The 26121-nt window shown below is 50.4% G+C and carries 25 protein-coding genes; 13 read left to right on the forward strand and 12 right to left on the reverse strand.

The annotated features are described in order from the left end of the window. Window positions 1-120 precede the first annotated feature (120 nt). From sdaA to pabB, 3 genes are all read right to left on the reverse strand, one after another. Complete coding sequence (gene sdaA / locus K7X24_RS20770; protein WP_224558150.1) at window positions 121-1485, reverse strand: L-serine ammonia-lyase; 1365 nt, start codon at window positions 1483-1485, stop codon at window positions 121-123. Between the two features lie 381 nt (window positions 1486-1866). Beyond that, window positions 1867-2460, reverse strand: a complete 594-nt coding sequence (locus K7X24_RS20775) for a CoA pyrophosphatase (RefSeq protein WP_224558151.1) — start codon at window positions 2458-2460, stop codon at window positions 1867-1869. Then, a complete protein-coding gene (gene pabB / locus K7X24_RS20780; protein ID WP_224558152.1) occupies window positions 2457-3899 on the reverse strand; it encodes an aminodeoxychorismate synthase component 1 in 1443 nt (480 codons plus the stop codon). Before pabB ends, K7X24_RS20775 begins: the two co-directional genes overlap by 4 nt. A gap of 132 nt (window positions 3900-4031) precedes the next feature. Here pabB and K7X24_RS20785 point away from each other — a divergent pair, with 132 nt between their 5' ends. Continuing rightward, a complete protein-coding gene (locus K7X24_RS20785; protein ID WP_127031013.1) occupies window positions 4032-4271 on the forward strand; it encodes a YoaH family protein in 240 nt (79 codons plus the stop codon). Window positions 4272-4643: 372 nt separating this feature from the next. Here the strand turns inward: K7X24_RS20785 and K7X24_RS20790 are convergent, their stop codons facing one another. Beyond that, window positions 4644-4988 carry a RidA family protein gene (locus K7X24_RS20790; protein WP_010299926.1) on the reverse strand — a complete coding sequence of 115 codons (345 nt, stop codon included), beginning with the start codon at window positions 4986-4988 and terminating at the stop codon, window positions 4644-4646. Window positions 4989-5197: 209 nt separating this feature from the next. Here K7X24_RS20790 and K7X24_RS20795 point away from each other — a divergent pair, with 209 nt between their 5' ends. The 5 genes from K7X24_RS20795 (at window position 5198) to rnd (ending at window position 11889) form a co-directional block, all read left to right on the forward strand. Continuing rightward, the gene (locus K7X24_RS20795) at window positions 5198-7117 is read left to right on the forward strand and encodes an ATP-dependent DNA helicase (RefSeq protein ID WP_224558153.1); all 1920 of its coding nucleotides are present in this window, start codon (window positions 5198-5200) and stop codon (window positions 7115-7117) included. Window positions 7118-7232: 115 nt separating this feature from the next. Next, window positions 7233-7934: a tRNA (adenosine(37)-N6)-threonylcarbamoyltransferase complex dimerization subunit type 1 TsaB gene (gene tsaB, locus K7X24_RS20800; RefSeq protein ID WP_125232698.1), complete on the forward strand. Its 702-nt coding sequence runs from the start codon at window positions 7233-7235 to the stop codon at window positions 7932-7934. Window positions 7935-8033: 99 nt separating this feature from the next. After that, on the forward strand, window positions 8034-8678 hold the full coding sequence (locus tag K7X24_RS20805; RefSeq protein ID WP_318013157.1) for a Slp family lipoprotein: 645 nt from the start codon (window positions 8034-8036) through the stop codon (window positions 8676-8678). Window positions 8679-8878: 200 nt separating this feature from the next. Then, complete coding sequence (gene fadD / locus K7X24_RS20810) at window positions 8879-10564, forward strand: long-chain-fatty-acid--CoA ligase FadD (protein ID WP_224558154.1); 1686 nt, start codon at window positions 8879-8881, stop codon at window positions 10562-10564. A 200-nt stretch (window positions 10565-10764) separates the two neighbouring features. Next, window positions 10765-11889 carry a ribonuclease D gene (gene rnd / locus K7X24_RS20815; protein WP_224558155.1) on the forward strand — a complete coding sequence of 375 codons (1125 nt, stop codon included), beginning with the start codon at window positions 10765-10767 and terminating at the stop codon, window positions 11887-11889. A 610-nt stretch (window positions 11890-12499) separates the two neighbouring features. Here the strand turns inward: rnd and minE are convergent. From minE to minC, 3 genes are read right to left on the reverse strand one after another with little or no spacing between them, the layout of a single operon-like run. Further along, complete coding sequence (minE, locus tag K7X24_RS20820) at window positions 12500-12769, reverse strand: cell division topological specificity factor MinE (protein ID WP_224558156.1); 270 nt, start codon at window positions 12767-12769, stop codon at window positions 12500-12502. Between the two features lie 3 nt (window positions 12770-12772). Then, complete coding sequence (gene minD, locus K7X24_RS20825; protein ID WP_224558157.1) at window positions 12773-13585, reverse strand: septum site-determining protein MinD; 813 nt, start codon at window positions 13583-13585, stop codon at window positions 12773-12775. Between the two features lie 20 nt (window positions 13586-13605). Continuing rightward, window positions 13606-14292, reverse strand: coding sequence for a septum site-determining protein MinC (gene minC, locus K7X24_RS20830; protein WP_224558158.1), 687 nt, complete (start codon window positions 14290-14292; stop codon window positions 13606-13608). 136 nt (window positions 14293-14428) lie between these two features. Between minC and K7X24_RS20835 the strand changes: the two genes are divergently transcribed. The 3 genes from K7X24_RS20835 to K7X24_RS20845 all read left to right on the forward strand — a co-directional run bounded on the left by K7X24_RS20835 (window position 14429) and on the right by K7X24_RS20845 (window position 16504). Further along, window positions 14429-14686: a YcgL domain-containing protein gene (locus tag K7X24_RS20835; protein WP_224558159.1), complete on the forward strand. Its 258-nt coding sequence runs from the start codon at window positions 14429-14431 to the stop codon at window positions 14684-14686. Between the two features lie 611 nt (window positions 14687-15297). After that, complete coding sequence (locus tag K7X24_RS20840) at window positions 15298-15954, forward strand: fumarylacetoacetate hydrolase family protein (RefSeq protein WP_224558160.1); 657 nt, start codon at window positions 15298-15300, stop codon at window positions 15952-15954. Between the two features lie 103 nt (window positions 15955-16057). Further along, entirely contained in the window at window positions 16058-16504 is a 447-nt protein-coding gene (locus tag K7X24_RS20845; protein WP_224558161.1) for a YcgN family cysteine cluster protein, read from the forward strand. 108 nt (window positions 16505-16612) lie between these two features. Here the strand turns inward: K7X24_RS20845 and mgtS are convergent, their stop codons facing one another. The 3 genes from mgtS to nhaB all read right to left on the reverse strand — a co-directional run bounded on the left by mgtS (window position 16613) and on the right by nhaB (window position 19466). Next, complete coding sequence (gene mgtS / locus K7X24_RS20850; protein WP_224558170.1) at window positions 16613-16699, reverse strand: protein MgtS; 87 nt, start codon at window positions 16697-16699, stop codon at window positions 16613-16615. 461 nt (window positions 16700-17160) lie between these two features. After that, window positions 17161-17691 carry a disulfide bond formation protein DsbB gene (gene dsbB / locus K7X24_RS20855; protein WP_224558162.1) on the reverse strand — a complete coding sequence of 177 codons (531 nt, stop codon included), beginning with the start codon at window positions 17689-17691 and terminating at the stop codon, window positions 17161-17163. 194 nt (window positions 17692-17885) lie between these two features. Then, entirely contained in the window at window positions 17886-19466 is a 1581-nt protein-coding gene (nhaB, locus tag K7X24_RS20860) for a sodium/proton antiporter NhaB (protein WP_224558163.1), read from the reverse strand. A gap of 230 nt (window positions 19467-19696) precedes the next feature. Here nhaB and fadR point away from each other — a divergent pair, with 230 nt between their 5' ends. Beyond that, window positions 19697-20416, forward strand: coding sequence for a fatty acid metabolism transcriptional regulator FadR (gene fadR / locus K7X24_RS20865; RefSeq protein ID WP_224558164.1), 720 nt, complete (start codon window positions 19697-19699; stop codon window positions 20414-20416). A gap of 131 nt (window positions 20417-20547) precedes the next feature. On the opposite strand, the gene K7X24_RS20870 is transcribed toward fadR, so the two are convergent. Further along, window positions 20548-22089, reverse strand: a complete 1542-nt coding sequence (locus K7X24_RS20870) for a SpoVR family protein (protein WP_224558165.1) — start codon at window positions 22087-22089, stop codon at window positions 20548-20550. A 390-nt stretch (window positions 22090-22479) separates the two neighbouring features. Here K7X24_RS20870 and K7X24_RS20875 point away from each other — a divergent pair, with 390 nt between their 5' ends. The 3 genes from K7X24_RS20875 (at window position 22480) to K7X24_RS20885 (ending at window position 24802) form a co-directional block, all read left to right on the forward strand. Beyond that, window positions 22480-23073, forward strand: coding sequence for a hypothetical protein (locus K7X24_RS20875; RefSeq protein WP_224558166.1), 594 nt, complete (start codon window positions 22480-22482; stop codon window positions 23071-23073). Window positions 23074-23318: 245 nt separating this feature from the next. After that, window positions 23319-24383 carry an MBL fold metallo-hydrolase gene (locus K7X24_RS20880; RefSeq protein WP_224558167.1) on the forward strand — a complete coding sequence of 355 codons (1065 nt, stop codon included), beginning with the start codon at window positions 23319-23321 and terminating at the stop codon, window positions 24381-24383. A 188-nt stretch (window positions 24384-24571) separates the two neighbouring features. After that, entirely contained in the window at window positions 24572-24802 is a 231-nt protein-coding gene (locus K7X24_RS20885) for a hypothetical protein (protein ID WP_208852023.1), read from the forward strand. Between the two features lie 2 nt (window positions 24803-24804). On the opposite strand, the gene K7X24_RS20890 is transcribed toward K7X24_RS20885, so the two are convergent. Then, window positions 24805-25749, reverse strand: coding sequence for an omptin family outer membrane protease (locus tag K7X24_RS20890; protein ID WP_224558168.1), 945 nt, complete (start codon window positions 25747-25749; stop codon window positions 24805-24807). Window positions 25750-26121 lie beyond the last annotated feature (372 nt).

A 26121-nucleotide genomic window follows, 5' to 3' on the forward strand; every position in this document is an offset into this window, starting at 1 on the left:
TCTTGTGAGATTACGGATTCTTACACAGTAACAGGATCGGTCAATCGATCCTTAACTGATCGGCATTAGGGATAGGGATGGGGAATTAATTACTACACTGCTTTTTAATTACTGGGCATGTTAATCACACTGCACTTTGATCGCCAGCCCGCCTCGTGAGGTTTCGCGGTATTTGGCGTTCATGTCTTTACCCGTCTCGTACATGGTTTCAATCACCTTATCCAGCGAGACGCGTGCTTCACTGGTGCGGCGGGTTGCCATGCGGGCGGCATTAATCGCTTTAACGGAAGCAATTGCGTTACGCTCGATGCACGGGACCTGTACTTGCCCCGCAACTGGATCGCAGGTTAAGCCCAGATTGTGTTCCATACCGATCTCGGCGGCGACGCAAACCTGTTCCGGGCTTGCGCCCATCAGCTCTGCCAATCCAGCGGCTGCCATAGAGCAGGCTACGCCCACTTCACCCTGACAGCCTACTTCGGCACCGGAGATGGAGGCGTTCATTTTGTAGAGAATGCCAACCGCGCCCGCCGCGAGGAAATAACGAATATAAATGGTCGGGCTAACCGGCTCGATGAAGTGGTCGTAATAGGCAAGGACAGCAGGGACGATGCCGCATGCACCGTTCGTTGGTGCGGTAACCACACGGCCACCTGCGGCGTTTTCTTCATTCACTGCCAGCGCGAACATATTAACCCAGTCCACCACGTTCATCGGGTCATTGGATAGCTTATCGGACGACACCAGCATACGGCGCAGTGCAGAGGCGCGACGTGGTACGCGCAGCGGGCCGGGCAAAACACCTTCGGTGTTCATGCCACGATCGATACAGGCACGCATCGTCTGCCAGATGTCGGCAAAGTAGGCGTCAATTTCCTGGCGACTGTGTTGTGCCAGTTCGTTGCGCATCACCATCCCAGAAAGGGACAGGCCGTTCTGTTTGCAGTGCTCAAGCATCTCTTTGGCGGAATTGAAGGTATAGGGAACGGAAATATCGGTGGTGGCGTCTTTACCGAAACTCTCCGCATCAACGATGAAGCCGCCGCCAATAGAGTAGTAAGTTTTGCTATAGATTTCTTTATTGCTGGCAAATGCGGTGATGGTCATGCCGTTTTCGTGCAACGGTAGATTTTCACTACGGAAAACCATACCGCCTTCGCGTGGGAAATCTACCTCGTGCTGCCCGTTAGCCAGAAGCAGGCGTTCGCGTTGCTCAACATCGCGGATAAAACCGGGAATGGCATCAATATCAACGGTATCCGGCATGTTGCCTGCCAGACCCATAATGATAGCGATATCCGTATGGTGGCCTTTACCCGTCAGTGACAGTGAGCCATACACATCGACGGCAATGCGCGTGGTTGCGGCCAGTAAATTCTGGTTGATCAATTCATCGACAAATTGCTTACCGGCTTTCATCGGTCCAACCGTATGAGAGCTAGAAGGGCCAATACCGATCTTAAACATGTCGAAAACGCTTATCACGCGAAACTCCTCAAAGGCTCAGGGTTGCACCCACTCTTATTACCCGATCGCCTGCATCTGGTTCCTTCATCATAATCAGATAGTTATGCTGCGAATTATCTAATGATTTCGGTTTCAGCGAGACATGACCTGAATTGTAGTGGATATATACCCCAAGATTAGAATAAAACTCGTCAAATCGCGTTATTGTAGTGTGGAATATGTCGTAAGACTTTCTTTTTCGCATGAAATAAACTTATGCCACTATATAATTTAACTTATCCTAAATACGATTTAAATCATTGTAAATTCTATAATGGAGTGTTTTTTGAACGAAAATGCCGCATTTAAAATAGGGATATTTAGTGGGAGAAAAGTGGTGAACCAAACGTTGCTTTGAGCTTAGTGCCTGTCGGAAATCTGTAAAGCAAGTTGGTGAATGATGGTAGCGGTTAGCCCCCAGACAAACTGCTGCTGATACCAGGAGAGGTAAACTCGGTGGCGTTGCTGTTTACGTTCGATATCCAGCGGGTAATAGCGCGTTAGCGCGAAAGCCTCGTCTAGCGGCATTTCAAACAGTTCGGCGACTTCGTCTTCATTGGGATGAAAGCGAGTTTGTGGGGCGATCAGCCCGACGACGGGTGTGACTTGAAAGCCGCTAACGCTATCCAACGGCGGTAAGACTCCTAGAACCTGCACATTTTCCGGTGGGATAGCCACTTCTTCCTGCGCTTCACGCAGCGCCGTTTCGATGATTGAACGATCTTCTTTATCCGCCGCCCCGCCGGGGAACGCCACTTGTCCAGCATGCTTACGTAGTTCGGCAGAACGTCGGGTCAATAACAACGTAGGCGTAGGGTGACAAATAATCGGCACCAAAACCGCGGCCTGACGCTGCTGGTGCACAGGTCGCAGCGATGGCGGAAGCTGTAACTGAAAGCGCGTAATAAAGTCATTCAACGCAAAAGCCGTTGGCGGCAAAGCGATCTCACTCATTGACTCAGTACCTGAATTGTCTGGGAACCATCCAGCAGGGGAAGTATATGGCCCACTTTATCAAACGTTTCCTGATATTCAGCCTGTTCCTGACTGTCGGCGACGATGCCGCCGCCCGCCCAGCAGTAGATTTTGCCGCGTTCAGTTAGTAACGTCCTGATAGTGATATTGGTGTCCATAGTGCCGCACAGGCTGATATAGCCGACGCTGCCGCAGTAGGCATTGCGGCGCTGAGGCTCCAGCTCTTCAATAATCTGCATGGCGCGGATTTTGGGCGCACCGGTAATCGATCCACCGGGGAAACAGGCGCGTAGCAGCGTGGTTGCGGGGCAATCTTCCGGTAGCTGAGCTTCAATTGTGCTGACCAGGTGGTGCACTGCGGGGAAAGGCTCGACGACGAACAACTCCGGCACGCGGACGCTGCCCGGCACCGCGACGCGACCGATGTCGTTACGCAGGAGATCGACAATCATCAGGTTTTCTGAGCGATCTTTTTCCGAATTAGCGAGTCGCACCGCCTGTTGTTTATCGGCATTCGGGTCTGCGAGACGCGGCAGTGTGCCTTTAATCGGGCGCGTTTGAATGCGGTGGTTTTCCAGCCAGAGAAAACGTTCCGGCGATACGCTGATGACGGTATTTTCCGGCAGGCGCAGGAAAGCGGAAAAGGGCGCTTTATTGCCTGCTGACAGTCGTAAAAATGCCCGCCATTCATCACCATCGTAAGCCGCGGAAAAGCGCTGTGCCAGGTTGACCTGATAGCAGTCTCCCGCCAAAAGGTAGTCCTGTATTTTGCGGAATTTTTCGCCGTACGCCTCGCGTGACATATTCGGCTGCCAACTACTGGTAAGGCTGAAATCGGCTTTTGGGGCGTTAACGGGCGGAGTCGCTAACCAGTCGAGCTTTGCCTGAAGGGAATGATGTACGATCAGCGTTAACGTCTGCCGATGGTGGTCGGCAACCAGCGCCCAGTCGTATAGACCCACCGCCATATCCGGCAGGTCGATGTCCCGTTCGGCCTGTGCGGGCAGCGTTTCAATCTGACGCCCCAGATCATAGCCGAACAGACCAAGTGCGCCCCCCTGAAAAGGGAAATCAGGATGTGTTTCCGCGGGCAACGAGAGTGAATCAAGCTGCTCTTGCAATAAGGTAAACGGATCGCCTTCTACGGTATTCGTGACGCTGTCACGTGTGATTTCCGTCTTGTCTCCGCGCGTGCAAAGCGTAACTCGCGGGTCAGCGACCATAATATCGAAGCGGTTGTGCGGATGATCGGCAAACCCGGAATGCAGCAACATCGCCCACGGCTGTTGGGAAAAAGGCGCAAAGCGTTCGAGCAGCACCGTTGGGTAGTAAGGCAGCGCGTGATAGATAACGGCGGAGCCTATTGCTGTGGTTGAATCGCTTGCGTTAGGTACGTGAGTCGTATTGGCGGCAGTCATGTTTTTCGTGTTGTGTTCACTGTGTGGTTGTGTCGATTTTACTGACCACAGCGTACCACAAAGCGGAAATGCTGGTGTATGCCGAAGTGGGCGTGCGATGATGCAGGCGAATTTACCAACTAGGAAAATATCATGATTGCAGGTATGCCCGCGCTGACGCACAAGCAGCAACAAGATGCCGTAGAGCGTATTCAGGAATTAATGTCTGAGGGCATGAGCAGCGGCCAGGCGATAGCACTGGTTGCTGCCGAGATCCGTCAGAATCATCAAGGTGACACCGTCGCGATGATGTTTGACGAAGATGATGACGAATTTAATGACAGCGACGAAGAACACCATTTTGACGATGGGGAAGAGGAAGAAGAGCAATAACCACGCTTCCCCCTATACCCGTCATACTTCAAGTTGCATGTGCGTTGGCCGCGCTACTCGGCCCACTTTCGTGGACCTCGCCCCGTTGGGGCCGCTGCAAGCCGCGTTCAAACCTGCCTCTGGCAGATTTGTCAGTCACCCGAATCACTTACTTGGGTAAGCTCATCAGGATGAAATGAGAGACCTCCCGTCTCTCACCGAAGGCCAGCCGTTGGCTGGTCAAATTCGTTCCCGACGAATTTGTCCTTCTCTTGCCGCGTTACGATGCTCATGACTGAGCATCGCCCTAAAGGGCTAACGCTTCGCGTTGTTCAAAACGAATACGTTTTGTCCTGAAACTCGAATTATTTAGGGTATAAAAGTGGTGATGGCTTATACCGCAGCAATCGCTTTGATTTCGACTTTGAATTGCGGATGCATCAATTTAGCCTGCACGGTGCAGCGTACAGGCGCGCTACCCGCCACGACCCAGGCATCCCACGCGGCGTTCATCGCAGCAAAATCATCCGCATCGGCGAGAAAAATCGTCACGTCTAACAGCTTGCTCTTATCCGTTCCCGCCTGTTGTAGGATCGCATCTAACGCGCCCAGCGCGTTTTCCGTTTGCGCCTGTGCGTCGTCATCCAGATTTTCCGGTACGCTGGTGTAATAGATCGTGTTGTTGTGGATGACGGCGTCTGACCAACGTGCTTCAGGATTAATTCGTGTGATCGCCATGAGGTGGGGGTTCTCCATGTGGGGATAATTAAAATAGTGACATCAATCAATACCAGCCGCCAAGCCTAACACAGCAGGTTCCGGCACGCTTTCCTGATTTAGGGTGGTAGCGTCGGGTGACTCTTGGCATAATCAGCGCGATATTTTGCCACGGCCTGAAACGGTCAGGGGCTTACGGATACAGCATTCCCTTGAAAAAGAGAGCAGGCGTGACGAACGATCGTGTAATTGATGATTTTGCTAATGACGGCGCGCTGGCTAAAGCGATCACGGGCTTCAAGCCTCGTGAGCCACAGCGACAGATGGCGCAGGCCGTCATGCGGGCTATCGACGATAAAACGGCGCTGGTGGTGGAAGCGGGGACCGGAACCGGTAAAACCTATGCCTACCTTGCGCCCGCCTTGCGTTCAGATAAAAAAGTCATCATTTCGACCGGTTCGAAAGCGCTACAGGATCAGCTCTATAGCCGCGATTTACCGACGATCGCGCAGGCGCTGAAGTACAAAGGCAAATTAGCGCTGCTGAAAGGTCGCTCGAACTACCTCTGTCTGGAACGGCTTGAACAGCAATCGCTGGGCGGCGATGATTTACCCGGTGAAACGCTGAGCGAGCTGGTTCGGCTGCGCGGCTGGTCGTCAGAAACGACGGAGGGCGATGTCACGACCTGTTCAGGCGTGGCAGAAGACAGCGCGATCTGGCCGTTAGTGACGAGCACCAACGATAACTGTCTGGGCAGCGACTGTCCGCACTATAAAGAGTGCTTCGTGGTGAAAGCTCGGCGTAAAGCGATGGATGCCGACATCGTGGTGGTCAACCATCATCTCTATCTGGCCGATATGGTCGTGAAGGAGAGCGGTTTTGCGGAGCTGATCCCAGAAAGTGACGTCGTCATTTTCGATGAAGCCCACCAAATTCCCGATATCGCCAGCCAATATTTCGGCCAGCAGCTTTCCAGCCGCCAACTGCTGGATCTGGCGAAAGACATCATCATTGCTTACCGCACCGAAGTGCGTGATGCCTCTCAACTGCAAAAAAGTGCCGATCGCCTGACGCAAAGTACGCAGGATTTTCGGCTGGCGCTGGGCGATCCGGGGTTTCGCGGTAATCTGCGCGATGTGCTCGAACAGCCGTCGCTTCAGCGTGCGCTGGTGCTGCTGGATGATGCGCTGGAGCTGTGTTACGACGTTGCGAAACTGTCGCTTGGGCGTTCAGCGCTGCTGGATGCTGCCTTTGAGCGTGCTACGCTCTATCGCAACCGCCTGAAACGGCTGAAAGACGTGCAGCTACCGGGTTACAGCTACTGGTACGAATGTAATTCACGCCATTTCGTGTTGGCGCTGACGCCGTTATCCGTCTCCGATCGCTTTCGTGAATTAATAAAAGAGAAACCTGCGGCTTGGGTGTTTACCTCCGCGACGCTGTCGGTTAACGACCAACTCTTCCACTTCACCGATAGGCTGGGGCTGGATAACGCGAACACGCTCCTGTTACCCAGCCCATTTGATTATGCCAATCAGGCGCTGCTCTGCGTCCCCCGTAATTTGCCAGAAACCAATCGTCCCGGTGCGGCAAAAAGGCTGGCGGCGATGTTGCAGCCGTTGATCGAGGCGAATCAGGGGCGCTGCTTTATGCTGTGTACCTCGCATCAGATGATGCGCGATTTGGCGGCCGAATTCCGCGCTACGCTGACGCTACCGGTGCTGTTACAGGGCGAAACCGGCAAGGCGCAACTGCTGTCGCAGTTTGTGTCGGCGGGTAATGCCTTGCTGGTGGCGACCAGCAGCTTCTGGGAAGGTGTGGATGTGCGCGGCGATACGCTCTCCTGCGTCATTATCGATAAACTGCCGTTTACCTCGCCGGACGATCCGCTGCTCAAGGCGCGTATTGAAGACTGCCGCTTGCGCGGTGGGGAGCCTTTCGACGATGTGCAGGTTCCCGATGCGGTGATTACCCTGAAGCAAGGCGTCGGGCGACTCATCCGTGATGTCGACGATCGCGGTGTGATTGTGATTTGTGATAACCGGCTGGTGATGCGTCCGTATGGTGCCGTGTTCCTTAACAGCCTGCCGCCGACGCCGCGTACCCGCGATATTCGGCAGGCGATTAATTTCCTGACGCGTAACACATAATTCCCAATTGGCGGTTGCCGCATGACCTGATCGATGGCGGGAAGGGCTGCGGCACGACAGGGGCTTATGCTATGATACGGGCCATTAAGATTTATTTATCCTGCCTGAGGTTGGCATGTCTACGCGAATTCTAGCGCTTGATACCGCAACGGAAGCCTGTTCCGTCGCACTCTGGAATGAAGGTGAAATTCATTCTCTGTTCGAAATTTGTCCCCGTGAACACACACAACGTATTCTGCCGATGGTGCAGCAGGTGCTGGCCGATAGCGGTCTGACGCTCAAGGATCTTGATGCGTTGGCCTTTGGTCAGGGGCCGGGAAGTTTTACCGGCGTGCGGATTGGTATTGGCATTGCCCAAGGGCTGGCGCTGGGAGCGGATTTACCGCTGCTTGGCGTATCGTCACTGGCGACGATGGCACAGGGCGCTTTCCGTCTCACGCAGGCAACGCAGGTGCTGGCGGCCATTGATGCGCGGATGGGAGAAGTGTACTGGGGTTGCTATCAGCGTAACGCTGACGGTAGCTGGCAGGGGGAATCCGAGGAAGCGGTATTGAAACCTGAACAGGTGCAGGCGTTAACTGCCGCGCTGTCAGGTGAATGGGCCACGGTAGGAACTGGGTGGGAAACCTATCCTGAACTGGTCAGTCATTCTTCGTTGGTGTTAGCGAAGGGCGACGTGCTGTTGCCGCAGGCGCAGGACATGTTGCCGCTGGCCTGTCAGCTATGGCAGGCAGGAAAAGCGGTCAGCGTTGAGAATGCGCAACCGCGCTACCTGCGCAATGAAGTAACCTGGAAAAAGCTGCCCGGCCGCGACTAGTCAGAATGCACATTTGGCGTGAAGTATACCGTCATAAACAGCAACTTATTCGATGCTGTGCAGTCTAACTATCAGATATCTGGTAGAGGGGGTTGTGCCATGTCCGTACAAATAAAGAGCGTACAAATAAAAAGCGTACAGATAAAGCGTGTGCATCTGAATCAGAAAAAAGTACGCCTCGGTATGCTGGTTGCGGCAGCACTGCTGCTTTCTGGCTGTGTCACGGTGCCGGATGCCATTAAAGGCACCTCACCAACGCCGCAGGACGATTTGGTGCGTGTGATGAATGCGCCGCAGATTTATGTCGGTCAGGAATCACGCTTTGGTGGGCGGGTGGTCAGCATCCGCAATGAAGCAAATAAAACGCGTCTGGAAATTGCCAGCATGCCGCTGGATAGCGGCGCGAAACCGCGGTTGGATATGCCGTCAGAAGGGCGTTTTATTGCTTATGTGAATCGCTTTCTGGAACCTGTCGATTTTAAAGACCAACTGGTCACCGTTGTCGGACCGATTGTCGGCACCGAACAGGGTGCTATTGGGGATAAACCCTATCGTTATGTCGTGATCGATGCGCAGGGCTACAAGCGTTGGAATGTTGTGCAGCGTCTGATAACACCACCCGGCGGCTATGGCTATGGCCCGTGGGGATGGCGAGCGGGTTACGGCTACGGTTGGGGCCCAGGTTGGGGATTTGACGGCGGTTGGCCCGGTCCGGCACGGATTGAGAATGTCGTGACAGAATAAGAATCTACCCAGTAGGCTATTGAGATCAGGCAACGCAGGTTGCCTGATTTTTTTTGAATAAAGAATAAATTAGTGATCGATCTCGCAACCTTAACATTGTTTGTTAGCTAACTGGTAGGCTGAGTTAAAATAATGTTAATAACAATAAGCCTCTGAGGGCGACGACTATGCCACTAAAAAAATATCTCGGGAGTGACGTCTTGGAAAAAATTTGGTTATCACGCTATCCGGCGGATGTGCCGGCGGAAATCGATCCGGACCGCTATTCGTCGTTGATTGAAATGTTTGAAAATGGTGTGAGGCGTTATGCCGATCGACCTGCATTTATCAACATGGGTGAGGTGATGACGTTTCGTAAGCTGGAGGAGCGGAGCCGGGCGTTTGCGGCCTACCTACAAAACCAGCTTAAATTGCAGAAAGGCGATCGCGTGGCGTTGATGATGCCCAATCTGCTGCAATATCCCGTTGCACTGTTTGGCGTGTTGCGTGCGGGTATGGTCGTTGTCAACGTTAACCCACTGTATACGCCACGGGAACTGGAACACCAGCTAAAAGACAGCGGCGCCAGCACGATTGTTATCGTGTCTAACTTCGCGCATACGCTGGAAAAAGTCGTTCATAACACGGCGGTGAAGCACGTTATCCTGACTCGCATGGGTGACCAGCTATCCACGGCAAAAGGCACGCTGGTTAACTTCGTAGTGAAATACATTAAGCGGCTAGTGCCCAAGTATCATCTGCCGGATGCGATATCGTTTCGTCGCGTTTTGCAGGAAGGGCGACGCCAGCAGTATGTTCGGCCTGATATCATCAATAGCGATCTCGCCTTTCTGCAATATACCGGCGGCACGACGGGGGTGGCTAAGGGCGCCATGCTCACGCACCGCAATATGCAGGCGAATTTGGCACAGTGCCTTGCGGCTTATGGCCCGGTATTGAGGGAAGGAAATGAATGGGTGGTAACGGCGTTGCCGCTGTACCATATTTTTGCTTTGACGGCTAACTGCCTGCTGTTCTTTGAGTTGGGCGGACAGAATCTGCTTATCACCAATCCCCGGGATATTCCCGCAGTAGTAAAAGAACTGAAACAGTATCCTTTTACTGCGATTACGGGCGTGAATACGCTGTTTAATGCGTTGTTAAATAATAAAGAGTTTCATGAACTCGATTTCTCGACACTGCGACTGTCCGTTGGAGGTGGTGCATCGGTGCAGCGGGCGGTAGCGGAACGCTGGGAGAAGTTAACGGGTAAACATCTGCTTGAGGGATATGGATTAACAGAAAGTTCCCCCTTGGTGGCCGTGAACCCTTATGATCTCAAACATTACAGCGGCAGTATCGGGCTGCCGGTGGCATCAACGGATGTCAGAATCATTGACGACAACGGTAACGATGTTGGGCTGGGCGAATCGGGTGAACTCTGGGTGCGCGGGCCGCAGGTGATGTTAGGGTACTGGCAGCAGCCTGCCGCGACAGATGACGTGTTAAAAGATGGCTGGCTGGCAACGGGTGACATTGTCACTTCTGACGATGAAGGATTCCTGCGAGTCATCGATCGTAAGAAAGACATGATTCTGGTTTCCGGCTTTAACGTTTATCCGACGGAAATTGAAGATGTTATCAGTCGTCATCCCAAAGTGTCCGAGTCGGCAGTGATTGGGGTGGAAAATGAGGCCTCCGGTGAGGCAGTCAAAGCTTTTGTAGTCAGGCGTGACAACTCGTTAACGAAAGAGGAACTTATTACGCACTGCCGCCGCAACCTCACAGGTTATAAAGTGCCGAAAGAGATCGAATTCTGCGACGATTTGCCGAAATCTAATGTTGGGAAAATCCTGCGCCGTGAATTGCGTGACGAGAAGAAGGCGAAGAATGACGCTGCCGCCTGATGATTTTCCGCGAAAAACGACTGCCAGAGAGAGGCAGGACGCGATATGATGTTTTCACGTCGGTTTATCCGGCGTTCTTTTTTATGGCGAATAACCTATGGGCCGTCGCTCACAACGTTAAAAATGTCCGCCGGGAATTTTTACGGCGATACGGATTTGACCCAGAACCGTAAAGTAAAAACAACCAAGAGAATGACGTTTTGAATTATCAGTTGATCACTTCCGACATCGGGTTACAACAGGTTTGCGCCCAGGCGCAACGCTTTCCGCAGGTGGCATTGGACACGGAGTTCGTCAGAACCCGCACGTATTATCCGCAATTAGGGTTGATTCAATTGTATGACGGCGAACAGCTTTCACTCATCGACCCGTTAACGATTACCGACTGGGCCCCTCTTCAAGCGTTACTGCGTGATGAACAGGTCACTAAATTCCTGCATGCGGGCAGCGAAGATCTGGAAGTGTTTCTCAATGCGTTTGGAACGCTGCCGACGCCTTTCATTGATACACAGATTCTGGCCGCATTTTTAGGCAAGCCGCTCTCGTATGGTTTTGCTGCGCTGGTGGCTGACTACATGGGCGTGACGCTGGATAAAAGCGAGTCGAGAACGGACTGGCTTGCTCGTCCGCTGAGCGAAAAACAGTGTGATTATGCTGCTGCCGATGTGTTCTATTTGTTGCCGATGGCCATTCGATTAGTGGCAGATACGGAAGCCGCAGGGTGGATGAATGCCGCGCTGGATGAGTGTCTCCTGCTGTGTCAGCGTAAGCAGGATATTCTGGCACCGGCGCTGGCCTATCGCGAATTTGGCAACGCCTGGCAGCTGCGTGGCCGAAATTTGGCTTGCCTTCAGCGTCTGGCTGAGTGGCGTTTGCGTAAAGCGCGCGAGCGAGACAGCGCGGTGAATTTTGTCGTACGTGAAGAGAACCTCTTGCAGGTGGCGCGTTGTCTGCCGACGTCGCTGGGTGAGCTGAGCTCGCTGGGGCTGAGCGGCCCGGAAATCCGCTACCACGGCAAAACGCTGTTGGACTGTGTTACACAGACGGACGGTATTGCTGATGCGGATTGCCCACCTCCGGTGATGAATTTAATCGACTATCCCGGCTATAAAAAGGCGTTTAAAGATATCAAAGCGCTAGTGCAGCGCGTGAGCGAACAGAGTGGATTATCCGCCGAGCTTTTGGCTTCACGTCGCCAAATTAATCGTCTGCTGAACTGGCACTGGAAATTAAGTGGGCAAGATGCGGGGATGCCGGAAATGTTGTCTGGCTGGCGCGGCCAGTTATATGGTGATGAACTGCGTGAAATTGTCCAGGGCTATTAATCAACAGCAAACGAACATTCTCAATACGCCTTATTTGTTGCGGTGATTCAATTATGGAAAAAGCAGCGAGTAGGGTGGAGGGAAAGCGGAAAAAACAGATGTAGAAGTAAAAAATGAGTCTTCCTCTGTAGTGATGGGAGACTTAGAATCAAAAACAGCGCCAATAGCTACCAGCCGACAGGTCTCCCACAATCAGTGCTGTTATCTACACAACCTCGGCTTCGAATCTTCTCCATACGCCTGTCTCTTATTAACTTTCCTTTATCATCAACTGAATATATCGGACTGGGGTGACTTGTCGCTGGTTTTTTATCTTGATGTGCATTGTAGTCATATTGAGCACATGATACGAGGCTTGTAGAGAGTAATACCGGAAGTAACAACTGTAAATTCATTATTTTAACTCCGCATTAACGTTGGTAGACGAATCAAGAATGTTAACGACGATAACATATTTTCAGATTGAAGGAGATCAGAAGGCAGTTCTATTGAATGTCTGTTTAGTCTGTCGTTCAAGAATGGAGGGAGGTAATATAGCCAACGAACATAAAATTTGAAGTATGATGAGTATATCCCCTGCGTAAAAGCAGGGGATATCGCAGCGAAAAAATCATTTAGACGTTTCTTCCGCTTCCGGTAAGGTAACGTTCAACTCAAGCACGGAAATATCATCTCCTTTTTGCTCAAGTTGAACCGTCACCATTTCAGGATCAATCTGTACATATCTACAGATAACCTCAAGAATGTCTCGCTTTAATTGCGGCAGATAATGGGGTTCACTATCTCCCCGGCGTCGCTCCGCGACAATAATTTGCAGCCGTTCCTTGGCAATATTGGCTGTCGTTTTTTTGCGGGACAGAAAGAAGTCCAGTAAAGCCATAATTTATCCCCCAAAAAGTCGTTTAAGGAAACCCTTCTTCTCTTCTTCAATAAAACGGAAAGGACGCTCTTCGCCAAGCAAGCGCTCAACGGTGTCTGCGTAAGCTTTACCTGCATCGGCTTCAGCATCCAGAATCACGGGCTCACCCTGATTAGAGGCACGGAGGACCGATTGATCTTCAGGAATCACGCCAATCAACGGAATCCGCAGGATATCAAGAACATCTTCCATGCTCAGCATGTCGCCACGGCTCACTCGGCCAGGGTTGTAACGCGTCAACAGCAAATGTTCTTTGATTGGGTCTTCAGAACGCTCCGCACGACGCGACTTCGAGGACAGAATGCCCAGAATACGGTCGGAATCGCGAACGGAAGAAACTTCTGGGTTGGTGGTTATAATCGCTTCATCAGCGAAATAGAGCGCCATCAACGCACCAGTTTCGATCCCAGCGGGCGAATCACACACGATAAAATCGAATGCCATATCGCCCAAGTCGTTGAGTATTTTCTCCACGCCTTCGTACGTTAATGCATCTTTATCACGTGTTTGTGATGCAGGCAGAATGTAGAGATTGTCCGTTCTCTTATCTTTGATCAGTGCCTGATTCAGCGTGGCATCACCCTGAATAACGTTCACGAAGTCATACACCACGCGACGTTCGCATCCCATGATTAGGTCAAGGTTACGCAGACCAATATCAAAATCGATGACAACCGTCTTTTTTCCTTTCTGGGCTAAACCGGTAGCAATGGCCGCGCTTGATGTGGTCTTGCCAACGCCCCCTTTACCCGATGTAACAACGATAATGCGTGCCATAAATGTTTCCTTGGGAGATTCTAGTCTAGAGGTTTTATCGTTAAAACATTGTCCAACTGGTTTAGGTTGATCCGTGCTGGCTGCCCAAAATACGGTCCAGGTATCTGGTCACTCAGCCAGTAACGGCCAGCGATAGAGACCAGTTCTGCTGCTAGGTGCGTACAGAATATCTGGCTCTCAATATTGCCAGAAACGCCTGCGAGAGCACGACCACGCATCATGCCGTAAATATGAATATTGCCATCGGCAATCACCTCTGCCCCTGCGCTGACGCTGCTGGTGACGATTAAGTCACAGTTCCGAGCGTAAATCTGTTGGCCAGAGCGAACGGGGGTATTGATGACTTTCGTTTTCACCGTAGCAGGAACGGCGGCAACGGGTTCGACGACCCGACGTTGTGCTTTACCTTCACTCAGAAGGGGAAGCCCCGCCTGCGCAATGATTTTCTTTAATGCGTCATCTGTGCATCCGCTGACGCCGACGACATGCAGGCCGGTTGACGAAATGGCCTGCTGCAATTTTATCCAGTCGGTTTCCGCCGTTAATGTAGCAACATTAATCACAACGGGGGCATTTTTCAGGAAAGCAGGTGCTTGCTCTATTTTTTCCTGTAGTGCCTGGTAAATTACCTCGGGTTGGGAATCATGCAAATGAACAACCGATAAGGTAAAGCTGCTGCCTTTTAGCTCTATTGGCGTTTGTGACATCTATCCTGACCCAGTTTCAGCATCTTTTAATCCCTAGAGTAACATTTAAGGCATGATATTCCAGAGCGCTGTAAGCATGGTATAGTTACAATTATATACAGGCAAGATGGCATTCCCATCAAATAGAGTAAAAAAAATGTTTTGTGTGATCTACCGAAGTGCGAAACGCGATCAGACCTACCTTTATGTTGAAAAAAAAGACGATTTCTCTCGCGTGCCGGCAGAATTAATGAAAAGTTTCGGCGCACCGCAGTTAGCCATGCTTTTACCGTTAGAGGGACGTAAAAAACTGGCAAATGCCGATATAGAAAAAGTGAAGCTTGCGCTACAGGAACAGGGTTTTTATCTGCAAGTGCCTCCTCCGGTCGAGAGCTTATTAAACACGCCTATGTAAATGTAAAAAAATAATACTAAGGTGCACTTTCAGATAAAACCGCAAAAATAATTTGGCGCGGAATAACTTGGCTGTTTACATAATTTTCCGCGCGATAAATATTCACTTTTTGAGTTTCTCCCCACCATAATTTATATCCTAAATAATTCGAGTTTCAGGCAGGCGGCAAGAGAAAGACAAATCCGTCGGGAACGAATTTGGCCAGCCGTTGGCTGGCCTTCGGTGAGAGACATCCTGTCTCTCATTTCATCCCGATGAACTTACTTAGGTAAATGATTTGGGTGAGTAACAAATCTGGCAGAGGCAGATTTGAACGCTGCTTGCAACGACCCCCAACGGGGTGAGGCATACGTAAGTGTGCCGAGTAGCGCAGCCAACGCACAGGCAACTTGAATTATGACGGATATAATTGTTTCCCTTTCTGATGGGGAAGCCATTTCAAATCACGCGATCCCCTGCTTCACTCTTCTGAAATCTGTTGGGGGAACCCCCGTTGCGGTGATATAACGATGGTTTTGCACCATCGTGTTCTTATATAGCTGTTTTTCTTTTGGGCGGTTTCTACGCGATGAAGGCAGCGATAATCCAACAGACAGGGCAGGAGAATACCCATGTATCAACACAGAGACTGGCAGGGCGCGCTGCTTGATTTGCCAGTAAACAAAGTCGTTTGCGTAGGGAGCAACTATTCAGAACACATCAAAGAAATGGGAAATGCGACCCCGAGCGAGCCTGTTTTATTCATCAAACCTGAAACTGCACTGTGTGATTTACGTCAGCCAGTCGCTATTCCCAAAAACCTAGGCTCAGTTCACCACGAAGTCGAGCTGGCAGTTCTGATTGGTACGCAGCTAAAGCAGGCCAATGAAGAACGCGTCGCTCGGGCGATAGCCGGTTATGGTGTGGCGCTGGATTTGACGCTGCGTGATTTGCAGTCCGAATTCAAAAAAGCAGGCCAGCCGTGGGAAAAAGCGAAAGCGTTTGACGGTTCCTGTCCGATCTCCGGTTTTATTCCGGTTGCCGAGTTTGGCGATCCGCAGCAAACCGATTTAGGGGTAAAAGTGAATGATGAAATGCGCCAGCAGGGCAACACGCGTGATATGATTACGCCGATTCTGCCGCTGATTGCCTATATGAGCCGTTTCTTTACGCTACGTGCGGGCGATATTATTTTAACGGGTACGCCGAAAGGGGTTGGTCCGATCCTGTCAGGCGACATGCTGACGATTACGGTGAATGACCGGACGTTGAGCACGCGTATTATCTAACGCCCCAACTGCCCGTGTTGAACGACGGGCAGTAAAACCTCATCCCGCCGCAGCCTGCCGAATCACACATCTTTATTCATAATACAGAGTAACCGGAAGAAAAATGACTGAACGCCCTTTTTGGCAGCAAAAAACGTTGTCTGAGATGTCTGACGATGAATGGGAGTCGCTGTGCGATGGCTGCGGTCAGTGCTGTTTGCATAAACTGATTGATGAGGATACGGAGGAAATCTACTTTACCAACGTCGCCTGTAATCAGCTGAATATTAAAAGCTGCCAGTGCCGTAACTATGAGAAACGCTTCGAGTATGAGCCGGATTGCATCAAGCTGACGCGTGAAAACCTGCTGACGTTTAACTGGCTACCGGCAACCTGTGCTTATCGGCTGATTCATGAACGTGAAGATTTACCACATTGGCATCCCCTAGTCAGCGGCACCAAAACGGCAATGCACCGTGAGCGTATCTCTGTCCGTCATATCGCTGTACGCGAAAGCGAGGTGATGGACTGGCAGGAGCACATTTTGAACAAACCAAAATGGGCACGATAGTTTCTGTTCAGTGCTGGCTGTTACCTGGTTAAAACGAGAAGCCCTTCAGTCTGAATCACTCAGAAGAGGGGCTTTTTATCGGGGGAGAATCAGTTTTCATTAGTTATTTCATTTGGGGCTCAGATACGCTACCAGAAAGCTGAGAAAAAGAATGTAGCCCAATATGGCGATGAAGAGATTGATATTGCCTAACATGGTTATTTCTCCTGAATAAATGAATTGCGATAGAAGTACCTCATAGAGTGAAAAGTCGTCGTTGACCTGCGGTATGCACTACAGGTATTAGGGGCATGTTAATGAAGAAAAAACGCTCAGAAAGGGGCTGGTGGTTTAAATATCGTTGAGGTAGAGAACGCCAGACATTCATGCCTGAATCCAACTGCCTATCTGTTTTTTGCTTTCCACCTCACATTTCTCTTTTTCATTATGCGAATCGTGCTGCTGCTTCTACGATTGCTTTCATGGAAAGTCAGGAAAAAAGATCGACGCAGATGAAATATCATGAAGAACCCCGCAGGGAAAAAGGCCTTTTTTCAACGAGTGGTTAGTCCATTATCGCGATATCTACAGGCCACAGCAGTGATGGTTGGTACAAGCCTGTGAAGCGTAGAAACAGTTACCAGAAGCCCGACATACTGTCGGGCTTCTGGTAATAACTAACGGAGGAAGAGGTCGCGACGTTTAGGGCGGAAAGGCTGAGCGATCAATACCAGCACGGCAATCAACAGATAAGCTACAAAGATGCCAAGCAACCATTGCGGCATTTCCATCGAAAGGAATTCCCACTGCCGTACTGAGCAATCACCTGTCGCATTGAAAATGGCTGGAAGCCATTTGTCTAAAGGCAGCCATGACGGGAAGCTGACAAAGAAATCACAGGTGGTAAACGGTGACGGATTTAACAAAACATCCGTGTGTTTCCATGCCAGTCGGAACCCTTCATAAGAACTGTATATCCATAGCGCGATGGCTGGGTAACGCAACGCAGTTGATGGCGCGATGGCACCAACAATACCTGCTGCGAACACGCCCCACAGCGCACAACGCTGATAGATACACAGCACGCACGGTTTTAATAACATAACGTGCTGAAAATAGAGCGCGACCAATTCCAACGCTAAAGCAGTAAACGCCAGCAGCAGCCACGCACCACGCCCGCGTGAGCAACTATTAAGAAATCGCAACATAAAAATATTCCATGCTAAACATGATTAAAGCAGCAGTGTAAACCGTTCTGGCTTCACTGCCATCATTTCACTGTGCAAAACGTAACGATATGTTTATTTGATGCTTTTCTGTCATTCTGCGGCGGTGAAAATCGCATTGATAGCGTCATCAATACCGAAATTATCGCCACCGTGATGACTATACACGATCGTGATTATGAGTGGCTGCCCGATATGATCAAGTCTGGCAAAGAAATCCATTGGTTATTCATCAAAAAATCCGTGAATGGCACGAGTGTGAATTCAACGCAAAGCAGCCCGACCAGCGTCATCACAATCGTGTAAGGCAGCGCCATGATCACCATGCGGCCGTAAGACAGACGGATAAGCGGTGCCAGTGAGGACGTTAGCAGGAACAGAAATGCGGCTTGCCCATTCGGCGTTGCAACGGAAGGCAGGTTGGTGCCAGTGTTGATCGCCACGGCCAAGAGTTCGAACTGGGGTAACGAGATGTGGCCACTTTCAAACGCATTACGCGCCTCATTGATATAAACCGAGCCGACGAAGACGTTATCCGATATCGATGATAGCAGGCCATTAAACAGATAAAGCAGCGTCAGTTGCGTGCTGTCAGGAGATTGCAGGACGTAATGGATAATTGGTGAAAACAGCTGCTGGTCGATAATGACGGCGACGATGGCAAAGAAGACCGTCAGCAGCGCGGTAAACGGCATGGCATCCTGAAACGCTTTGCCAATCGCATGTTCTTCCGTCACGCCGCAGAACGTCGTAACCATAATAATTACGGAAAGGCCAATCAACCCGACCTCAGCCAGATGAAACGCCAGCGCGACGATGAGCCAGACACCCATCACCGCCTGTACGATTAAGCGCGCTTTATCCTGCTGTGTGCGCTTTTCTGTCATGTCCCGATCGTAATCCTCAAGCACGCGACGCACGTTGTCTGGCAGATTGACGCCGTAGCCGAAGAGTTTAAAACGCTCGACCAGCACGCAGGTCAGAATGCCGCAAATAAATACGGGGACGGTCACGGGTGACATGCGCAGGAAGAAGCTGACGAAATCCCAGCCTGCGCTTTTCGCGATAATCAGGTTCTGAGGTTCGCCAACCATCGTCATTACGCCGCCCAGTGCCGTACCGACGCCAGCGTGCATGAGCAGGCTGCGTAAGAATGCCCGGAACTGCTCTAGCGTACGATGATGCTCCTCGCTGCTTAACGCGCTGTCATCGCTGATATCAGTGTCGTCTTCACCCTGTTGGGAAGCGAAGCGGTGGTAAATACCATAAAACCCGATAGCGACGCTGATAACAACGGCAATCACGGTCAACGCATCAAGGAATGCGGAAAGAAAGGCGGCGGCGATACAGAAAGCAAGTGAAAGCAGCGTCTTGGAATGAATGCGTAGCAGCAGTTTGGTAAACACAAAGAGCAGCAGTTGCTTCATGAAGTAGATGCCTGCCACCATAAACACCAGCAGCATGAGGACTTCAATATTCCCTGTAACCTCATGCCACACCTGCTGTGGGCTGGTCATGCTGATGAGTATTGCTTCTAACGCCAGCAATCCGCCAGGCTGTAGTGGATAACATTTCAGCGCCATACCGAGCGTAAAAATAAACTCTACAACCAATAACCAACCAGCCCAAAACGGGCTGATAAAATAGAACAACAGCGGATTAATCAGCAAGAAACCGAAAATAGTCAGTTTGTACCAATCTGGCGCATATCCCAGGAAGTTTTTTAACAGCGCATGATGGAGGGGCATGCCAATCATAATGGAAGGGAAATCCTTATTCGTCAGAATAGTTTGATGGTTTTTATCATACCGTAAAAACTTTACAAATGGTCAGGTGTCTACCGTCCTGCGCCGCAATAGCGTGGTTGGCAGTCACAATTTTTCATTGAAATTGTTTGGTGCTCGAGTACGGCGCTATATCATGATTCTTTCGTCTGGTATTATGATTTGGCTCTTTTCGGCAATCACCGCTACGGATTATTAAACACATGGTTATAAAGGCGCAAAGTCCGGCTGGATTCGCGGAAGAATACATTATCGAAAGTATATGGAATAACCGTTTTCCTCCTGGCTCTATTTTGCCCGCGGAAAGAGAGCTTTCCGAACTGATTGGCGTGACCCGTACGACCCTGCGTGAAGTGCTTCAGCGTTTAGCCCGCGATGGCTGGTTGACGATACAGCATGGGAAGCCAACAAAGATTAACAATTTTTGGGAAACCTCTGGTCTTAATATTCTGGAAACGCTGGCTCGGCTCGATCACGATAGCGTGCCACAATTGATCGATAATTTGCTGGCGGTGCGAACCAACATTGCCGCGATCTTTATTCGGACGGCGTTACGCCAGCACCCAGAAAAGGTGCGCGATGTATTGACTCAGGTAAACGTAGTGGACGATAGCGCAGAAGCCTTTGCGCAACTTGACTACAACGTGTTCCGTGGTTTGGCCTTTGCCTCTGGCAACCCGATCTATGGTCTGATCCTGAATGGTCTGAAAGGATTATATATTCGTGTTGGCCGATACTATTTCTCCAACCCAGAAGCCCGCAAACTGGCGGTGAGTTTTTATGGTCGGTTGGAAACGTTGCGTAGCGAAGAGCTATACGATCAGGTGATGGATGTCGTCAGACAGTACGGTAAAGAAAGTGGGGCGATCTGGCACAGTATGCAGGGCACTATTCCGCGGGATATCGCGGAAGTCCGCCGCTAAGACATTATACGCGGCATGGTCTTCATTGTGAGAATATGAAAAGGGGATTCAGATTGTTACCTGAATCCCCTTTGTCTTTATTTACGTAGTCTTTTACCAACGCGACCTTTTATCTGTGTCACTGCATTCGGCTAGGCGGAAGCTGTTCCGTTACGCGGCGGGCAGCGTTCAATCAGCTCAATACTGCCATCTAAGTTAGCCTGCTCTAGGTGAACGTCAAACCCCCACAGACGATGGACATGTTTCAATACTTCCTGGCTACTTTTATCCAACGGTGTGCGGTTATGCGGAACATAGCGCAGCGTCAGCGCCCGATTACCGCGCAAATCCACGTTCCAGACCTGAATATTCGGCTCCAGATGGCTCAGGTTGTACTGTGCGGACAGCTCCTGCCGGATCAATCGATAGCCTTCTTCATCGTGAATAGCTGCAATTTCCAGATAGTTATTGCGATCATCGTCCAGCACCGTAAATAACCGGAAGTCACGCATCAATTTAGGTGATAAGAACTGGCTGATAAAGCTTTCGTCCTTAAAGTTCTGCATCGCAAAATGCAGCGTATCAAGCCAGTCTTTACCTGCAATATCGGGGAACCAGTAGCGATCTTCATCCGTTGGCGACTGACAAATACGTTTAATGTCTTGAAACATCGCAAAACCCAGCGCATACGGGTTGATGCCGCTGTAATATGGGCTGTTATACGGCGGCTGATAAATCACATTGGTATGGCTGTGCAGGAATTCCAGCATGAAGCGCTCAGATACTCGACCTTCATCATAAAGATGATTAAGAATGGTGTAGTGCCAGAAGGTGGCCCAGCCCTCATTCATCACCTGAGTCTGCTTCTGCGGATAGAAATACTGACTGACTTTCCGTACGATGCGCAGAACCTCTCGCTGCCAAGGCTCCAGCAGGGGGGCATTTTTCTCCATAAAGTAGAGCAAATTTTCTTGCGGTTCTTGCGGAAAGCGTCTTACTTGCTCTGGCGTAGTGCCCTGTTCACGTCGTGGTAATGTTTTCCAGAGATCGTTCACCTGACTTTGCAGATAGGCCTCACGGCTTTTCTGGCGGGATTTTTCCTCTTCGAGCGAGATTTTTTGCGGGCGCTTATAGCGATCAACACCGTAATTCATTAGTGCATGGCAGGAGTCTAACAGGTGTTCCACCTCGTCCACGCCATAACGCTCTTCGCATTGCGCGATATACTGCCTAGCAAATAGCAGATAATCGACGATGGAGCTGGCATCGGTCCAACTGCGGAATAGATAGTTGCCTTTGAAGAACGAGTTGTGCCCGTAGCAGGCATGTGCCATTACTAGCGCCTGCATTGGCAATGTGTTCTCTTCCATCAAATACGCGATACAGGGATCGGAATTAATAACGATTTCGTATGCCAGCCCCTGTTGCCCATGTTTGTAACGCTGCTCGGTTTCGATAAATTTCTTCCCGAACGACCAGTGGGCATAGTTGATCGGCATGCCTATACTGGAATAGGCGTCCATCATTTGTTCTGAAGTAATGACTTCAATCTGATGAGGGTAGGTCGCCAGACGATACAGTTTGGCCACTCGGTCAATCTCATCAAGGTAAACCTGCAACAACTCAAACGTCCAGTCCGGTCCATCACTCAGGCGAAGTGTTTTTTTTACCTGATTATCCGTCGATATAGCCATCAGCGCGCCCCCTAACATAACAAGTCTGTACGTGAGATCTCGTTTACTGCCTTCCCGCTGGCTCCTGTCAAAAAATCATCGTTGCTCATTTAGTTATAGCTGAGCTTTGGAAACGCGGCAATTGACTAATTAAGCGTGTTCGCAGGAGAGAGGTCACTGATGTGATACGCCTTATTGTGATCATGAACTAACTGCTGAAGGTGGTTATGGTGGCCAATTTTAGTTGACCATCATAATATGGTCTGATAATTAACCTCGTTTTAGGGATGTTGAACCCGATTCTGAGTTATTCAACAAATCGGTTTAAAGATGGTAAAAAGTCGAAGTTTATCGACATGAACGTGCTGAGCATGACGGGATGATACACACCATTAATATCAGAGGAACATAATGAAAATCAGTGTGATAAAGAAAGGGATTGCGGGTCTGTTACTGGTACTGCCTCTGCACGGGCTTGCTGAGACAAAGGATCCAGACTTGTTCGTCGGCTATACCACGCAGGATCTTACTGATGCATTACCTGCGGAGCTGTTGAACATGATTCAGCGAGAAAAAGTGGTCGATGCGGCAAACCACATGGTGCAGACCGAGTATGTTGACCCTACGACAGGCAATAAGGCGCTGGTTTCATTGTTCATGCTGCCGCCAGATAGAGATGGCAACGTCCCGATTGCCTCCAAGCCCAGCGATCTGGATGCGGTGATCGCCAGTACGGAAAAAGAGATGCTGCGCCAGCGCATCAAACCTGATCAGCGTGCGGGAAACATTGACGATGCGACGCCTTTTCGCTGCCTACAAACGATTCTGAATAACAAGGTTCTGCATTCGCTATGCTCGACGCTGATTAAAGGGCGCGTGCTGGAAGTGCAGGCGATCAACACGGTCGAAAATATTCAGGATGAAGCCGCGCTGAATAAGGTCATCGGGCAACAAAATGAGTTTGTTGTCGGGATGGGAAAAACGATGCTGGCGCTTAAAAAATAATCTGCGCTGACACAGTAGGACAGGCGTCAGCGGCGACAGACCACCACGGTTTCTCATCAACATTTCTGAGCGAAGGCGAACACCTTCGCTTTTTTTGCACCAAAAATCCCCCAGTTCTCCCTTGCCAGATTCTCAGCGTTCGTGCATAACTGCCGGTGCCAAAGGGCCGATGCCTGAAATCGGGCATGGTGAAACGACATTCATTACGAAATATATTCATCACGAAACGACACCGGATAAACGCTATGCTTTTGTTACTCGTTTTGGCTGTGATTGTAGTCGCCGTTTACGGCTGGTTAAAACAGCCGCAGTATGTATCACCAGAGGTCAAGCCCCAGCCGGAAAACCCACTCTTTCGCGATGGCGCGTTTCATAACCCAGTGGCTCGCCCGACGGTCGATAGCCAGAACCGATTCACGCTGCTGTATCGCTTTCTTTTCGAGAAAGACGCTGGCGCGTTGCCAGATACCCAACTGCCGTCGGAAAAAACCAATCTGTATCAGTTGAGTAAAACGGATAACGTCATCATCTGGATGGGACACTCCAGCTATTTTATTCAACTGGAAGGGAAAACGTTCCTGCTGGATCCGGTATTTAGCGACAACGCTTCGCCAGTGCCGCGCACCAACGTCGCCTTCAAGGGCAGCAATGTGTACTCACCGGACGATGTTCCCGAAATCGACTATCTGCTGATCACCCACGATCACTGGGATCATCTGGATTACCCCACGCTGAACGCGCTACGCGGGAAAATCCGCCGCATCGTCACGCCAACGGGCGTAGGTTCCTATTTTGTAAAATGGGGTTTTCCACAAAAAGATATTACGGAAGGCGGCTGGTTCAGTTGCCTGAAAGAGAACGGGGTCGACATCCATGTGCTTCCTACACAGCATTTTTCTGGTCGGCTCCTCAAACATAATCAAACGCTGTGGGGCTCATTTGCGCTGATTACGCCACAGTATCGTCTGTATCTCGGCGGGGATAGCGGCTATGGCGCGCATTACAAGGAGATCGCTGCGCGTCTGGGTGGGTTCGATATCGCGATACTGGAATGCGGGCAATACGATCGGGACTGGCCTTATGTTCACATGACGCCGGAAGAGAGCGCACAGGCAGCCAGTGATTTGCAGGCTAAAGCGGTATTGCCGAGCCATAACAGTAAATTTAAGTTGGCACACCACCGCTGGAACGATCCGCTGGAACGTATTGCGCAAGCCAGCGAAAACCAAGACTGGCGACTGATGACGCCCCGCATTGGTGAACGCGTTCAGGTTGATAATCCGCAGCAGACGTTTAGTCAGTGGTGGTAGCGGGGCGTAACGAGAGTCAAGCTTGTGCCCCTCCGCCACGGAGCGCTATTCGTGTTCCTTAAAATATTCTGGCGCACCGACCAGCACACGGCGGAACGTGCCCAGCTGACGGCGCTTGAGCCCTGAATCCGCCAGGGTTCCGGTGCGTACCATCACCAATAACATCCACTAAACGATCGTGGGGGCTTATGGCCGCGTTGGCTGTCAACGTGGTAACGCCGGAGCGGGTCGGAATGGCAACGGAGATTTTCAATACCGTGCGGGTCTCCGCTGACGGTGTCGCTATCGCCATCATTAGCGCTTTACTCGCCGCCCATGAGCATGTTGCTGAAAACTTCGGCGCGGAGCCATTCGTCCGGCGTCCCCCTACTCAGAATATACGAACTGAGGAAAATCAGATAAATGATCCGGCTAACTGAATTTAAAAAGAGTACCTCAGGCCGACTGTTGTCATAAAGTTATAGCTCTCAATAGCGCTGCTATTCACTGCGCTATTTATCTCGCCAGTGCTGTAATCATTGGCAGACAAACTGCCTTTTTTGTTGTTTATGCGGTTCCAGGATCCCTCCACATAAACTTTTGCATTGGGCGTTAAGTAATAACCAGCGTTCGCGGCAAGAGAGTAAAAATTCTGGTTCTTAATATTTGCTCTGAAGGTTGTATTTGTCAGGTAGTGTTCATCGTTGTCAGATGCGCGTACCCATCCACTATATTTAAAGCTGCCACCGAACTCGAAACGTTCATAACGGTAGCTACCCACAAGGCCGATATACGGCATTTTAAAGCGCTGCTTGTAGCCGATTACTACTGTCTCGGCAGGGAAAGAGCCAATATCAGGTAAGCCCGTATTCTCATTAGTATAGTGGTAGGATCCTCCAGAAGCCTTGAAGCTGTAGCGACTCTCCTGATAGCCAGCCATCACGCCGAAACGATAATCAGGTTCGTTTAGTACCCACCCTTTTACGTTGAAATCAAATTCGTTTGCGTAGTTTAAGCGGGTATCAGAATGCTTACTCTGATCCGTCCATCCTTCCTGGCTTTCGTCCAGCCAGTCAGTGTCATCCATATAGCCACCACGGCTGGAGAGAGTTGTCCAGCCTGAAGCGCCGATCGATATCAATGGAGTTAAACCCCAGTCAAGAGAACCTTTAATGATTGCGGTATTACTGTATTTCCAGTTTAGTTGGCTGTTCTTATGTCCGGCAGAATCTGGGTCGTAAACCTGTTCCTTGGTCTTGCCACTCAGGCTACCCAAACCAATTTCACCGTTAACACTTTCGGGGGTAAAAAAATGATTTCCCGCATCCGCCATGGCAGCAAAAGGAATAGACACGGCAATGGTTAGAGCCAGAATTGAAAACCTCATTAATATTTATCCTTATACATTAATTAATGTGCTTTAATTTTATTCTCGTAACCACTTTGCGAGTCAACTGCTAACCAATTGTGGTTTAGGTTATATTTAGAACCAGATGAATTTGAATTGCACTATTCTGTACTTCGTAATATTCCTTTCGCTCAACTATAAGCGTCAGTCCCCGTGACTATCGGCAGGTAATTGGCCGATCGTGCATTATCGAGATTGAACTCTGACCATTTCGCTTTGGTGATTTCGGCAGGCCGTGCCTGCGTCCTTAAAATGAAGATGGGAACTGATTGTACTCATGCCAGTACTCATTTTTGACTGCGCTGTCATGAGATAACGTGAGACGCCATGAAAAGAAAAAACCACGCAACT

Origin of the sequence: Pectobacterium versatile (assembly GCF_020166435.1) — a bacterium.
Lineage (GTDB): Bacteria > Pseudomonadota > Gammaproteobacteria > Enterobacterales > Enterobacteriaceae > Pectobacterium > Pectobacterium versatile.

Coding starts and splice junctions, on each gene's coding strand:
- minD (WP_224558157.1), bottom strand. CDS start 13,585: ATGGCACGCATTATCGTTGTTACATCGGGTAAAGGGGGCGTTGGCAAG.
- K7X24_RS20785 (WP_127031013.1), top strand. CDS start 4,032: ATGATTGCAGGTATGCCCGCGCTGACGCACAAGCAGCAACAAGATGCC.
- K7X24_RS20775 (WP_224558151.1), bottom strand. CDS start 2,460: ATGAGTGAGATCGCTTTGCCGCCAACGGCTTTTGCGTTGAATGACTTT.
- K7X24_RS20835 (WP_224558159.1), top strand. CDS start 14,429: ATGTTTTGTGTGATCTACCGAAGTGCGAAACGCGATCAGACCTACCTT.
- tsaB (WP_125232698.1), top strand. CDS start 7,233: ATGTCTACGCGAATTCTAGCGCTTGATACCGCAACGGAAGCCTGTTCC.
- nhaB (WP_224558163.1), bottom strand. CDS start 19,466: ATGATTGGCATGCCCCTCCATCATGCGCTGTTAAAAAACTTCCTGGGA.
- minC (WP_224558158.1), bottom strand. CDS start 14,292: ATGTCACAAACGCCAATAGAGCTAAAAGGCAGCAGCTTTACCTTATCG.
- K7X24_RS20880 (WP_224558167.1), top strand. CDS start 23,319: ATGCTTTTGTTACTCGTTTTGGCTGTGATTGTAGTCGCCGTTTACGGC.
- fadR (WP_224558164.1), top strand. CDS start 19,697: ATGGTTATAAAGGCGCAAAGTCCGGCTGGATTCGCGGAAGAATACATT.
- K7X24_RS20875 (WP_224558166.1), top strand. CDS start 22,480: ATGAAAATCAGTGTGATAAAGAAAGGGATTGCGGGTCTGTTACTGGTA.
- K7X24_RS20805 (WP_318013157.1), top strand. CDS start 8,034: ATGTCCGTACAAATAAAGAGCGTACAAATAAAAAGCGTACAGATAAAG.
- K7X24_RS20885 (WP_208852023.1), top strand. CDS start 24,572: ATGGCCGCGTTGGCTGTCAACGTGGTAACGCCGGAGCGGGTCGGAATG.
- K7X24_RS20790 (WP_010299926.1), bottom strand. CDS start 4,988: ATGGCGATCACACGAATTAATCCTGAAGCACGTTGGTCAGACGCCGTC.
- K7X24_RS20845 (WP_224558161.1), top strand. CDS start 16,058: ATGACTGAACGCCCTTTTTGGCAGCAAAAAACGTTGTCTGAGATGTCT.
- pabB (WP_224558152.1), bottom strand. CDS start 3,899: ATGACTGCCGCCAATACGACTCACGTACCTAACGCAAGCGATTCAACC.
- mgtS (WP_224558170.1), bottom strand. CDS start 16,699: ATGTTAGGCAATATCAATCTCTTCATCGCCATATTGGGCTACATTCTT.
- K7X24_RS20870 (WP_224558165.1), bottom strand. CDS start 22,089: ATGGCTATATCGACGGATAATCAGGTAAAAAAAACACTTCGCCTGAGT.
- K7X24_RS20890 (WP_224558168.1), bottom strand. CDS start 25,749: ATGAGGTTTTCAATTCTGGCTCTAACCATTGCCGTGTCTATTCCTTTT.
- minE (WP_224558156.1), bottom strand. CDS start 12,769: ATGGCTTTACTGGACTTCTTTCTGTCCCGCAAAAAAACGACAGCCAAT.
- dsbB (WP_224558162.1), bottom strand. CDS start 17,691: ATGTTGCGATTTCTTAATAGTTGCTCACGCGGGCGTGGTGCGTGGCTG.
- K7X24_RS20840 (WP_224558160.1), top strand. CDS start 15,298: ATGTATCAACACAGAGACTGGCAGGGCGCGCTGCTTGATTTGCCAGTA.